Here is a 13094-nt window from a genome sequence, read left to right as displayed (position 1 = left end):
GTGATGCACCCGACATGGCTCACCCCCTGACATTGGCGCAAAAGTGCAGCAGTCATGACATGAGCGCCCCCTCAGAGGCCGGCCGAACCCACTGGGCTTGCCGACTGGCGGCTGTCGACGCTCCATTCCGGCCGGGCGACCGGCTGCCGACCAGGCGAGGATTGGATGCCTCTTGGCCCCTCTCGTCGGTAGGACCCCACGTTCGTGCAAGTGATGGAGCGGCACGCTAACTCAATCAAAAAATATGCGTTTCCCATTGATGAAGCTCCATAAGCTTATGGTGAAGTGCCCTTATCAGTTTCGATAGTGCTATCTTTGCTAGTACTTGATGGAGCGTGATGCGGAGGCGGCGAGCATGAGCCGAGACGATGCAAGTCGGCAGGCAGCCACACCTGAGGTCCTCACGGTGGAACAGGCCCGTGCCGCTCTGCATGCACGAGTGAAGGCCGCCGAGGAAGGCCAGATCACCCACGTACGCCGACGCCACGAAGAAGCAGTTCTGGCTCCCCTGGACCACTTGCCCGCAGCTCGCGACGCCGCCGCGGGGCTGGCCACGCACACCCTCGCCGCAGCACAAAGAGATCTGGGCGACCTGGTGAAAGCCGCAGCAGCAGGGCAACCCCAGGTTCTGCTGCGCCGCGCCGCGCCAGTGGCGGTGCTCCTGCCAGTTCACACTCATCGACCTGGCTCAACCGGCTCAGTGGCCACCACTAAGTCGCAGCAGGCCAGTGCCGGCGATACGGCCCTTCCCCGGCAGTCGGAGGGCCTTGCCTCTACGCCTTCCTCGGTTGAGAGTGCAGGCCCCCGCAGACTCGCGGCCCTGGGCGACGTCGTGGGCGAGGTCCTTACGCAGACCGCACCCACAGCGCCCACATTCGGGCTGGTAAGCCTGGATGACGCCGTCGGAGGCCTTCAGCCCGGCCGCCTCGTGCTCATCGCCGCAGCCCCGGGAGCCGGCGGGAGCCTGCTCGCCCTGGCCGCCGCACGGCACACCGCACTCGCGGCCAACCAGCGGGTCCTGTACGCCGCTTCCGGCCTGACTCGCGCGGACATTGCTCGCAGGATCGTTGCCGCAGAGACAGGCACCGACTATCGCCGCCTGGCCACCAATGCTCTCAGCGACGACGAACGCACCGAGGCTCAGAAGGCCGACGCCCGACTTACCCAGGCGCCGCTCCTCATCGATGACGGCAGCGGTCTGACGGTCGAGGCGATCGCTCAGACCGCCCCCTACGTCAACGACCTGGCACTGATTGTCGTGGACCGGCTGCAATGCGCACCAGCCGCACACATCCCTCTGTCAGGGGATCAACTCCCAGCGGCCACCCGCGCTCTGGCTCACCTGGCACGGCAGGCGCATGTGCCCGTCCTCGCGGTCATCGACACCGACGACCCGCTCCTCGTGCAGCGACTGGACGCGGATGTCACCATGCACCTAGCCCTCCACAAGAGTGCTGGCACTGCCGAGATCACGGTTGCGGAGCGGGACTTCGGGCCGCTGACTACGGCATACCTCGGCGAGGACCTCGCCCACGCCCGCTTCACTACCCTCCAGGACATTCCCGCGGACGAGGCCGAGCAGCAAGTTTTGCGCGCTGCCTTGCCCTTCACCTCCGGCGCCCGTCAGGGCCTGCCCGCCCCGGCGCAGCAGATCCTGGCCGCATTCCGGGATGCGGTAAACCAAGACCATGACGAGGTGCTGCCCGCGTTGCGGGAGTCCGTGGCCGCGTTGGCTGCCAACCCGCCAGTACTCGATGGCGGCCCGCAGGAACAGCAACTGCGCACTGCGCTGGAGACCTACGCCTCAGCTGCGGCAAAGACCCGGCCGCAATCCGTCGATCAAGCACCAGCTACTGCCGACGTGCCCCATATCAGCGCGCAAGCCGTGGCCACCCCACGGCAGGAGCACTCGGCACCGGGGGAGGAGCAGTCAAGAGAGCTGCAGCCAGGTGACGAGCACGAGCCAAACGACGCGATCTTCCCAGGACTGAGCATCCTGAAAGAAAGCATCAGCCGATCCAAGATGCACCCACTGCCGACAGTCCGCGCAGACCAACGCGAAGCCGAGCCCTGGACACTGTTCCGCGAGTTCATGGACGGCGAACCGCGCTGGGTCCACCCCGAGATCGAGCGCGTACGCAACGGCGCCGGCCAGCGCGACACCCTCATCGTCCCGGACAGCTTTGCCCCCGGCGCCCTGTGCACCATCGACCGCAACGGCTCCTACCCCTCAGCCTGCTCCGCCGTCCCCCTCGCCCCCAACAAGCTCCTCCATACCGGCGCCCTTCCCGAACGCACCCGCGACCAGGCCGGCATCTTCTACATCGACGTCCCCACCTGGGCCCACCCTCATATGCCCCACCCCCTGGGACGACTCGCCGACCGCGCCGACCCCCACGGCCGGGTCTGGGCCGTCACCTCTCACATCCAGCTCATCGAGCGCCTCATCAAGTCCGGCCACATCACCGAACCCCTCCACATCCACGACTCCTGGACCGGCCGCGCCAACGAAAGCCTCTTCCAGCACTTCTACAAGGAAGCCCGACGCGCCCGCACCGAACTCGTCGAGACCGGCGGCAAACCCTACGCCGACTACAAACGCCGCCTGTCCATCGCGCTGCGCCTGCTGTGGCCCAAGGGCGACACGGTGAAGTCGCCGTTCTGGCGTCCCGACTGGCGCATGAGCGTGGTGGCCGAAGCATCCGTCCGCCACTGGGTCACCGCGTGGAAGGCCGTCCAGGCCGGACACACTCTGATCGCCCTGCGCAACGTCGACGAGGCCGTCTTCCATACCCCCGACGGTGCCGCTCCCGACACCTACAAGGTCGGCACGGGCTTCGGTGAAGTCAAGGTCAAGCATGGTCAGGAGAGCCCCTGATGGCCCAGGGAGCCACCCTCGGTGAAGCCCTCAGCAGCCTCCTGCGCGACCATGGCGCCCGCCCCCAGGACCGTCTCAAGTCCTACAGGGCCAAGGATTGGCACGCCCAGCTTGTACAACTCACCGGAACCCACCGCGGCTACGAAGCACTCGAACGCGCAGGCGTCAACGTGACAGCCCGGACCCTGGTCAACTGGCTGGCGGAACCAGAGTACGCCGTGCGCCGCAGCTATCAGGAACAGATCAGGTCCGCCTACGAAGACGCGGCCACGATCCCGCCCACACCCGTGCCGCCGGAGTTCGTAGTTCACCAGTTCCGTATCACTGGCACGGTCCAGATCGCACGCGACATCCGAGATCGCGGGACCCGGGGCGAAGCCCCGTTGCGAATTGACGGCCGCAACGGCGCCTGGTCGCGCATCGAGCAGGCCTGGCTCACCGGCCAGCTGACCGGCGAAGTATTCGAGGAGTACTTCATCGACGACATCATTGTGGAAGACATCGGCGACGGGACCGACGGCTGGCAGTTTCCCGGAGACTGGTACCAGGTGATCTGAGGCCCCGAAAGGGCAACCTGCTCACGCTCGCACGCCACCGGTTCGGATTCACGGTTGCCATGCTGCATGGCCGTCATGCCCCGTCACAGACCGGCATCAGGCCTCTTCACGCCTTACCACGGTCACCCTTGCAATACACCCTCGCCGGGCCTGAACGCTGCCTCCCTACTGAGCAGCAGCGGGCTCAGAGACCAGCGCGGTGGTGACAGGGGTGTAGTACACGGAGCGACCCTGCTTGGAGCGTTCCAGGAGACCGCGGGCCACCCCTTGCTCAAGCGCGTTGCGCACGACCGTGGCCTGGACCCTGCGCTGTGGGTGGGCTTCGGTCAGGGCGGCGGAGACCTCGGCGGCGGACTTCGGCTCGCTCTGCCCGGCCAGGTAACTGGCGGCCAGCGCAGCCCAGGTCTCTTCGCCCGCACCCTTGGCGGGGGCGGCCTTCCCAGCAGGAGCCTTGGGGTTGATCTTCTTCGAAGGCTTTACCTTGCCCGACATCTTCTGCCGCGCTGTCACATCCTTCCCACGTGCCGCAGGCAGGGAGGCCTTCTTCCTGCCCTTGCCACCCCCCGCGGCCGGCCGACCAGGACCGCCGAGCACGACCTGCATCTTGACCAGGACTTGCTCGCCCTCCTCGAGCTGGCGGAGCTCGCCCTCCAGCCGGGTCAGTTCCGCACGCACCCGCTCCTGCTCGCTCCTGGTGGCCGCAAGGTCTTCGGTGACCTTCTGCGCATAACCTGCGGTGACTGTGGACGCTGCGGCGATTTCAGACATAAGGCTTTCATCTTTCGGAAATGTGAGTGGAGTGATCCCTCGATGCTACGCATACATCCATGCGGGTAACTTCCCAGCAGTAACTTCGCACTCGCCAAGGACACTTTGCGATGGCCCTGAGCGAAGACGGGACTGCTGCAGGTCAAGGTCACTTATCCGGTGCAGCAGTCCCTTCGGGCCGTAGAGGCGCAACTCGTAGGTCCCAGCCGCCGCGTCCCCCTGTCACAGCTTGTCCTGAGCGAGAGGCTTCGGTGACGAGAGGGTCCATCGAACGTCTCCAGAGACGGTCTCGAACGTCCAGGACTGCAAGAACCGCGTGTCGATCAGTAGGTCAAGAACCTTGTACAGCTGAGGCGGGGCAAGACCGGACAAGGGGCCGAGCATCTCCCGATCGACTGCTGCGTGAGCAGAGTCGGCAGTATGGTGGGCGCCGAGGGCCAGAGCGAGCAGCCTGGGGGCCGCTCCGAGCGGGCGGAGCTGACGCCCTCCACAGACGCGCAGCGCCCAGTCCGCTGCCCGGGCCCGGCTCTGCCATCCGGGCGCCTGAGTGCGCACGGTGGGATCGAGCAACCGCCCGGTAAATCCCTGCCGCGGGCTGTTCGGCCGTACGTCATAGAGACATAGCCAACCTGCCGATTCCAGCTCTTGATGCGGGTCGACATCAGACCCCAGCCGCATCCCGCGTACCAGGCCGGTGGGGATGCGCACGTCGCCACTACAAGTCGAGCGCAGAGCGCACTGCAGCGCAAGCAAGCGGGAAGCCGCAGACGCTCTGGCGGGGAGAGCGACAGTGAGGTAGCTGAGCATCTCGCGCACCCGAACCTCTACAGCGAGACCGTTCGTCCTGCGGCGCCGGGACGGGAAAACAGAGGGCGCACTATGCGGTGCAGTGTCCGGAACGACAGCCGCGTGTTCGGTGGCCCCCGCGCACGCGGCACAGGTATCGGCGAGGCGCCATTGACGGCCGCCGCGCTCCCAGGCCAGGACGAGCAGGATGTCCCCGGCGCAGCCGCGATGCCTGGGGTGCCACCTGCAGCCGCGGGCGTGGCACTGACAGGTGCGCAAGTGGGCGGGCAACGCGTCGCTGCGCGCGTGCTGGGCCAGATGCGCCATCGCCTCCTGTGCCGAGGAACGAACGGGTGCGGTGCCGGACGAAGGGCACCTCGAGCAGACGAGCACGGCACTACCGCGCTCGGGGCGTAGCTCCACCATCCAGGTGCGCTGCACCTGCTGCATCGTGCACTGCCTCATGGGGCGCGTCTTCCTCCGGTCTTCCTGGCCGTGATGTCAATGAGTCCGTACCTCCCGCCAGGGCGAGGCGGTGAACGCACCGTAGTGCAGACCTCTGCCCTGTGTGGCGATGCGGCGACCTGCGGAAATAGGGCAGAAGTCTGCACTGACAGGGCAGGTGTCTGCACCTTCGGATGGTGGGGTGACAACCTTCCCGCCCGACCCGAACCTCACCGCCCTCCGCCTGGAGCTGGCCCGGCTGAGGAGCGAGCGCGGCTGGACCTACGACGAACTCGCCGACCGTACCGGCCTGGCCAGGCGCACCCTCATCGAAATCGAGCAGGGCCGCACCATCGGATCGCTCAAGACCTGGCACGCCGTCGCCCACGCTTTCGGCGTCCCCGTCGACCACCTCATCGCCCGCCTCTGCGAAGGCCACGAGCCGCCGGCCGAACCCACCGCTTAGCGCCCAGGCGTTCAGTCGAGAGATCACCCGATCCAGTAGCCCGCAGGGAATACCCGTACGAGCCATCGCATAGGCGTTCCGCGAGGTTGGGCCGTTCGCAGGACATCCCGGCACGTTCACCACAGTCCTGGCGTGGCACCTGCCACCTTCGCCGCTATGTGCTCCGCCACGGCCTCATCCGGCCGCCGATGGGACGGTACCCCCGCCCGCCCCACACGCTCACGCGCCCTGCGCGTCACCTCCGACAGCCCCACCTGCCTTGTCCGCAGCGCCCAACCGGGCCACCGCGGCCACTGCGGTAACCGCATCGACCGCTATCCCCGCGTCGATTCAAACAACAGCCCCGTAAGTCTCCACCCGCAGGAGCTCCCTGCAGCCGCTGTCCCTGCCATCCACCGTTGGCACATCAGCTCCGGCACTGCCCACCCCGCCCACGACGGCACCCCCTGGTGCCGCATTCCGCACGCAGCCCTGTGCCCCGCACGCCCCGCCCCTGCAACCTTCACTCCGCAGATCACCGCACTGCGCCGCCACCTGGCCCTGTACACCCGACACCTCATCAACAACGGAACCCTCACACCGCCCCTGGAGGCCGCCTCACCGACCCCACCGCCTGCAGATCCGTGCGGGCCGACCAGGCCCGTCGTTCATCTCCTGTGCTCCCGCTACCTCGCTGCGCACCCGATCGACACCGTCCAATGCGTCTCACAGACCCGACAGCGCCGCCGCTGCACCCGTCCGGTCCTTAACCCCGACATCCCCAGCGGCACCTGGACGTTTCTCTCCGTCGCCACACCCGGCTCCCGGCCGCCTCGTCCGGGCCTGAGCCTGATGGCCGTCTACGACCTCACCCAACTGCCCTACACGGAGCAACTGCGATGGCGCCACCAGCACTGCCCCGACCACACCGCCCCAGGGCCAGCCGACCTCAGCCTCGCCGAATGGGAGCCCTTCGACCCAGCCCTGCACCACCAGCACATCCACACCCAGCTGCCCGCCCGCACCCACACACGCCACCGGCCATGACCATCCCTGCACAGCCGCTCGCTCGGCAACAGCACCGCGCGGCCAGCTCACCGCGCCCCACCCACCAGCACGCCGCGCCCACCGCACACCACTGACCCACGGAGCCTCCCCGGTGCTGACCCTCACCGACGAACAGACCGCCGCCGCCGACCGCTTCCACGCCGGCGACCACCTCACCCTCCAAGCAGGAGCAGGCACCGGCAAGACCAGCACCCTGGCACTCCTTGCCCACGGCACCAGCCGAACCGGCCGATACCTCGCCTACAACAAGGCCATCGCCCAGGACGCCGCCGCGAGCTTCCCCACAACCGTCACCTGCAAGACCGCCCACGCCCTCGCCTACGCCGCGATCGGCCACCGCTACCGCACCCGCCTCAACGGGCCCCGCCAGCCCAGCTGGAGAACCGGACAGGACCTCGGCATCACAAAAACCATCCGTATCGGGGACCGAGACCTCTCACCCCGCGTTCTGTCCTACGCAACCCTGCGCACCGTCACCCGCTTCTGCCACTCCGCGGACCCAGTCCTCGCCGACCACCACGTTCCTCAACTCCGCAGCCTTGAAGATGCCGGCTGCCACCGTCAACTGACCGCAGAAGTCATGCCCTTCGCCCAAAGGGCATGGGCTGACCTCCAGAACCCCGACGCCGGCACAGTCCGCTTCGATCACGACCACTACCTCAAAATCTGGGCACTGACCGAACCGAAAATTCCTGCGGACTTCCTCCTCCTCGACGAAGCCCAGGACACCAACCCCGTCGTCGAACAGATCTTCAACGCGCAACGTGACCACGCCCAACTCGTCATGGTCGGAGACTCAGCCCAAGCCATTTACCAGTGGCGCGGCGCCCGCGATGTCATGACCACCTTCCGCGGCACAGCCCTCACCCTGACCAAGTCCTTCCGCTTCGGCCCCAGACTCGCTACCGAAGCCAACCGCTGGCTCCGCATCGCCGACGCGCCCCTGCGCCTCACAGGCACCGAGACGATTCCCACCGGCCTCGGACCGGCCGAGTACTCTGACGCCATCCTGTGCCGCACCAACGTCGGCGCCATGCGCGAAGTCATGCAACTGATCGAGGCAGGACACCGCGTAGCCCTGACCGGGGGAGGCGAATCCCTGCGAGCACTCGCTCGAGCGGCCAACGACCTCAAAGACGGCCGACGCACCTCCCACCCCGAGCTCCTACTCTTCCCCACCTGGGGCGACCTGCAGGACTACGCAGGAAACGACCCTGCCGGACGAGACATCCAACCACTCGTTGACCTCGTCGACACGCACGGCACCCGAGCGATCCTCAGCGCTGTCAACCGCCTCGAAAGCGAGGACACCGCCGACGTCACCGTCTCAACCGCGCACAAAGCCAAAGGCCGTGAATGGGGCAGCGTCAAGATCGCCGACGACTTCACCCCACCCCGCGACAGCGACGAGATAGACAGTAACGGTGAGCCTGTCCCCGGCCCCATCGACGAAGCCGAAGCCCGACTCGCCTACGTCGCGGTCACCCGTGCCCGCCACCAGCTCGACCTCGGAGGACTGTCATGGATCAACACTCACCCCGACGGAATCTCCACCACATAGTCAGCCTCGCACCCCGGGCGCTGAATGGAGTCCCGCAGAGTGGTGTAGCCGATCAAGCTGAGGGAATTCCCAGGTCGCGGACCGAATCACCTTCGCCGAAGGCTCTGTTGAGGCTCGCCGGACCGGGGCCAGCGGTGATCGCACGACGGCTGGCAGCGACACGTACCGGACGGTCCCAAAGCGGAAGCGACGGACCGTGATCGGCTACACCACGGCCGAGGACACGACCCGGCTCAGGAGCAGCAGCTGTTGCGATGGGCGGGGAACGCGTGTCTGGCGTTCAACAACGCTCGTGATCAATACACCTAGGGGTAGCGGTCTGGCGCCGTGGCTGTCGCATTGTTTCATCGTTAAAGACTGTCGCTCAGCACGCTGCACGGGATGGTGCAGCGCTGGGGCCGTCCGCAGCACCGACAGTAGCTGTCGGCCGCAGCACGTCCGTCAGGCTGGTCCCTTCTCTGAGTCCCTCCGCCGTCGCCGATGAGCTGCACTCGGAGGAACTCCGATCGCTGCTGCACGGCCACCACGCCGGGTGGGTCTTCGCGGCAGCCCGCCCGTTGGCCACCGCCCAGTTGATCGAAACTGCGGAGGGAGCGGATCACAACTCAGAATAGGACGCGGCTGGATTTCGCCTGATTCCAGCTACTCCGGCTGGATAGCTCGCAGTTGCCACTTGACTGAAAGAGCAGAACAAAGGGCGAAAAATCGCTCTGACTTGCAGCAAAAAAGCCTAATGTGACGCACGACACCATTGACCAACATGTTCGACCGTCACATGATCCTCACAGATTCTTGTCATGAAGAACTAAGGGGTGGGTGGGGCGTGTTTACGCGAAGACGGCGGCACAGCTGGCGTCAGGCGGTACGGAGTGGGGCAGTAGCCCTCACGCTCCTGGGGAGTGCGGTTCCGGTCGTCGGGGTGGGGGTGCCCCCGGCATTCGCTGATGACGGGGCAGCTTCGGCAGCGGCGGACAGGGCTCCGGAGTCGGAAGCGAGTGCCCTCGCGGCGGAGACCGGCGAACGGGTGGCCGTGGATAAGGCAATCACCGAGACGTCCGAGGTCTTCGCCAACCCGGACGGCACCTTCACGCAGGAGATGAACGCGGCTCCGGTGCGCGCCCGGAACGGCGACGGAACCTGGGCCTCCATCGACACCACCCTCGCGCGCGGGGCTGATGGTTTTGTGCGGGCGAAGAACACGACGACCAATCTCACCTTCTCAGGCGGCGGTCGCGGGGACGGACTGGTCGCACTGGAGGACGATGGACATAAACTGCAGTTCGGTTGGCCCACTACGCTCCCCGAGCCCCAACTCAACGGCGACACGGCCACCTACGCCGGAGTCCTCCCGGACGTCGATCTGAAACTGACCGCGTTGAGCTCCGGTTACACCTCGGTGCTCGTGGTCAAGACCGCGGAGGCGGCGAAGAACCCGGCGCTCTCGACGATCGCAATGACCGTCTCCAAGGGCAGCCTGGACATCGCCCCGACCGCGGACGGTGGCTTCGTCGCACGCGACGGAAATGGCACCCCAGTCTTCGAAAGCCCGGCGGGGCGGATGTGGGACTCGGCCGGCGACACCCCGGCCGGAGCCACTACGCAACTCTCCCGCACTACCGCGCCCTCAGCAGAATCAAAGACCGAGAGCGAGCCGGAGACAACGAGCCCGGCCCCGCTGCCCGCTGCCGGAGGCGAGCCTGTCCCTACGGAGGGCCCTGGCAGCGGTGACGCGGTGGCCGAGCTCCCGCTCAAGGTCACCGATACGACCCTGGAGATCACACCCGACCCGGCCCTGAGCCGCGGCGCGGACACCGTTTTCCCGCTCTACATCGATCCGCCGACCAAGGGCATCACTCTGGGCGACTGGACAGCTCTCTCCTCGGACGGTGACAAGTTCTGGGAGTTCAAGGGGGACAAGGGGGTGGGGCGCTGCTCCAACTACGCCGGGTATCTCTGCTCCAACAGCCCCTACACCCAGCGCATGTACTTCGAATACCCGCTTTCCTCCATCCACGGAAAGAAGATCCTGGATGCCACGATGGAGGTGTACCAGGAGTGGACATTCACCTGCGATCCGCACTGGTATGACCTGAGCCACGTGAACAAGGGCATCTCCTCCAGCACCACCTGGTCGACCCGCCCCACGGCGGACGACCTGATGGGCGACCGGAACGTGGCCTACGGGCGGGGAGACCTGTGTGACCCCTCTCAGCCGGCGAACTGGGTGCGTTTCAGCGACAACGTGGGCGAGGAGACGAACGAGAACCTGACGACGACTCTCGCCTCCCACGCGGCGAACAAGTCGGCGCAGATCACCTTCTCGCTGGCCGCGCACGACGAGTCCGACGCAGGTGCCTGGGCGCGGTTCCGCAACGATGCGAAGCTGTCGGTTACTTACATTTCCTACCCCGGCAAGCCGACCTCGTACGGTGTCCAGCAGGGCACCACCGGGCGGGCTTGCAACGCCTCCGCACTGCCCTTTGCCACCAGTGATGCCACGCCGAAGATGCTGGCCACGGTGCAGTCGGCCGACGGCTCCAACGCCCAGTTGCGTGCCATGTTCGAGGTATGGAAGGCCGACGGCTCCAGCCGCGCCTGGTACGCGGCTTCCCCGAGCGGAGCCTGGGTGGCCGACAATGCCATCCGCGATGCGACGTCCAGTACGCTGCCCGCGCAGACGGACTACCGGATGCGGGCGAAGACGCAGGCGTATTACAAGACGGACCGAGGCGCCACCGGCGTCCTGGACTCGTCGTGGTCTTCCTGGTGCTACTTCCGCGTCGACACCGATTCGCCACCGCCCCCGGTGGTGACTAGCGCGGACGGCGTTTATAGGCCGGCTGAGTCCGACCCGGCGGCAGGAGGCGTGGGCGCGCCGGGCAAATTCACCTTCACCCCCGCGGACACCAACTCCACCACTGCTGGCATCCAGTCGGATGTCGTCAGCTACAAGTGGAAGCTGAACAGCGGAACGGTCTCCGCTGCGATCCCCGTCGCCAAGGGTACGGCCACCACCCAGACGATCACGCCGAACCAGGCCGGCGAGAACACCATCCAGGTCTGGGGCTATGACGCAGCCGCGCACAGCTCGCTCACCGGTTACTACAGCTTCCTGGTGAAGGGAGCCGAAAAACCATCAGGTATCTGGCACCTGGACAACGGGCTTACCGATGCAACCACCGCGACCCAGCACCCGCTGACCTCATCGGCCGCTACTTGGGACGCCAGAGCGCGTAGCGGTTCCAGCGCGGCGAAGTTCAACGGCACGAGCGCCTATCTTTCGACCTCCGGGCCGGTACTGGACACCACCAAGTCCTTCACCGTCTCGGCGTGGGCACGTCTGGAGAAGAAGGACGTCAACTACACCGTTATGTCTCAGGCGGGCACGAACGCCTCCGGATTCCAGTTGTACTACTCCACGGGCGCTAACGCCTGGGTCTTCAACCGGCACCAGACGGATGTCTCCGCGCCAGCGATCACTCGCTCGATCGGAGATAAGCCTCCGGTCCTGAATGCCTGGACTCATCTTGCCGGTGTCTACAACGCGGCGACGCAGACCATTCAGCTCTACGTCAACGGTGTCCCACAGGGCGAACCGGCAGCGTTCACAGTGACCCCGTGGAAGGCATCCGGTGGGCTGCAGGTCGGCCGGCTGTGGGCTTCGGCAACGGGCATAGAGAACTTCGCCGGAACCATCGACGAGGTCAAGGTCTGGTCCCGTGCACTCGCGGACTCCGAAATCGCCCATGATGCCTGGCTGGAAGATGAGGACCTCAGCGACGGCACCGCAGGGGACCCTGTCCCGGCACTTGTTGCCAAGTGGGACGCCGCAGACATCGCCAACGCGACCGGTACCACGGTCAAGGACACCAGCGGCTTCGGCCGGGACCTCACCCTCAACGGAGCCGCGCTCACCAAGATCACCACAGGTGACCCGGAGCTCGGCGAAGAAGTCACGACCACACAGACGATGACCCTCAACGGCAGCAGCTCGTACGCCACCGCCACCGGGCCGGTGGTCGACGATGCCGGTTCGTTCACTGCGACTGCCTGGGTGACGCTGGATCCCGCCAAGCTCGCTGACACCACCAAGTCCTACGCGGTACAGGTATTCGGCCAGTCAGGGACGAGCCAGTCCTCCTGGGGCGTCTGGTATGAGCAGCCTGCCGGCAGCACTCAGGGACGGTGGACGTTCGGCCGACCCGACAAGGACGGCACCGGGGCAGCCTGGACCAAGAGCGCGTCCACCGCGTTCACCACGGCGCAGCTGGGCGTCCCAGTCATGCTGACGGTCGTCCACGACGCCCACGCGGCGGCCGACCCCAACGACACCTCCAAGCTCGGCGCGCTCAAGCTTTATGTCGACAGCGCCCTGATGGGCGACGAAGACGGCGTTCCGTACTCAGCCCCCTGGCAAGGGGGCGGGGCATTCGAGATCGGCCGGGCGAAGGTCAATGGCGCCGCCGCGCGCTACTACCCCGGAAAGATCGACAGCGTTCGCGTGTGGGCCGGAGCCACCTCCACCGACACTATCGCCAACCGGTACAACGCCGAACAGCAGTAGAGCCGAACGGCAGGGCGGGTTCG

The 13094-nt window shown here is 66.5% G+C and carries 7 protein-coding genes and 1 pseudogene; 7 read left to right on the top strand and 1 reads right to left on the bottom strand.

The genetic code is table 11. The features are described 5' to 3' along the window. Positions 1-355: 355 nt before the first annotated feature. A complete protein-coding gene (locus ACIREO_RS39335) occupies positions 356-2878 on the top strand; it encodes a type II toxin-antitoxin system prevent-host-death family antitoxin (RefSeq protein ID WP_404119809.1) in 2523 nt (840 codons plus the stop codon). Then, complete coding sequence (locus tag ACIREO_RS39330; RefSeq protein ID WP_404119806.1) at positions 2878-3435, top strand: hypothetical protein; 558 nt, start codon at positions 2878-2880, stop codon at positions 3433-3435. The genes ACIREO_RS39335 and ACIREO_RS39330 overlap by 1 nt, the downstream gene beginning before the upstream one ends. A gap of 165 nt (positions 3436-3600) precedes the next feature. On the opposite strand, the gene ACIREO_RS39325 is transcribed toward ACIREO_RS39330, so the two are convergent. Further along, complete coding sequence (locus tag ACIREO_RS39325; protein WP_404119804.1) at positions 3601-4203, bottom strand: hypothetical protein; 603 nt, start codon at positions 4201-4203, stop codon at positions 3601-3603. Between the two features lie 1432 nt (positions 4204-5635). On the opposite strand from ACIREO_RS39325, the gene ACIREO_RS39320 reads away from it, so the two are divergent. From ACIREO_RS39320 to ACIREO_RS39300, 5 genes and pseudogenes are all read left to right on the top strand, one after another. Then, complete coding sequence (locus tag ACIREO_RS39320) at positions 5636-5899, top strand: helix-turn-helix transcriptional regulator (protein ID WP_404119801.1); 264 nt, start codon at positions 5636-5638, stop codon at positions 5897-5899. Between the two features lie 156 nt (positions 5900-6055). Then, positions 6056-6448: pseudogene (locus ACIREO_RS39315) on the top strand (DUF6083 domain-containing protein); the annotation flags it as partial. A gap of 282 nt (positions 6449-6730) precedes the next feature. After that, positions 6731-6925, top strand: a complete 195-nt coding sequence (locus tag ACIREO_RS39310) for a hypothetical protein (RefSeq protein WP_404119881.1) — start codon at positions 6731-6733, stop codon at positions 6923-6925. Positions 6926-7040: 115 nt separating this feature from the next. Then, positions 7041-8507, top strand: a complete 1467-nt coding sequence (locus ACIREO_RS39305; RefSeq protein WP_404119875.1) for a UvrD-helicase domain-containing protein — start codon at positions 7041-7043, stop codon at positions 8505-8507. Positions 8508-9531: 1024 nt separating this feature from the next. Beyond that, positions 9532-13071 (top strand): LamG-like jellyroll fold domain-containing protein, encoded by a 3540-nt coding sequence (locus ACIREO_RS39300; RefSeq protein ID WP_404119799.1) that lies wholly within the window; start codon positions 9532-9534, stop codon positions 13069-13071. Positions 13072-13094 lie beyond the last annotated feature (23 nt).

This window comes from Streptomyces sp. NPDC102441, from assembly GCF_044765585.1.
Classification (GTDB): Bacteria; Actinomycetota; Actinomycetes; order Streptomycetales; family Streptomycetaceae; genus Streptomyces.
This window is presented reverse-complemented; position numbering and strand designations above follow the sequence as displayed.

Excerpts from the sequence above, each read along its gene's own strand:
- ACIREO_RS39335 (WP_404119809.1), top strand. The coding sequence starts at position 356 with ATGAGCCGAGACGATGCAAGTCGGCAGGCAGCCACACCTGAGGTCCTC.
- ACIREO_RS39330 (WP_404119806.1), top strand. The coding sequence starts at position 2,878 with ATGGCCCAGGGAGCCACCCTCGGTGAAGCCCTCAGCAGCCTCCTGCGC.
- ACIREO_RS39325 (WP_404119804.1), bottom strand. The coding sequence starts at position 4,203 with ATGTCTGAAATCGCCGCAGCGTCCACAGTCACCGCAGGTTATGCGCAG.
- ACIREO_RS39310 (WP_404119881.1), top strand. The coding sequence starts at position 6,731 with ATGGCCGTCTACGACCTCACCCAACTGCCCTACACGGAGCAACTGCGA.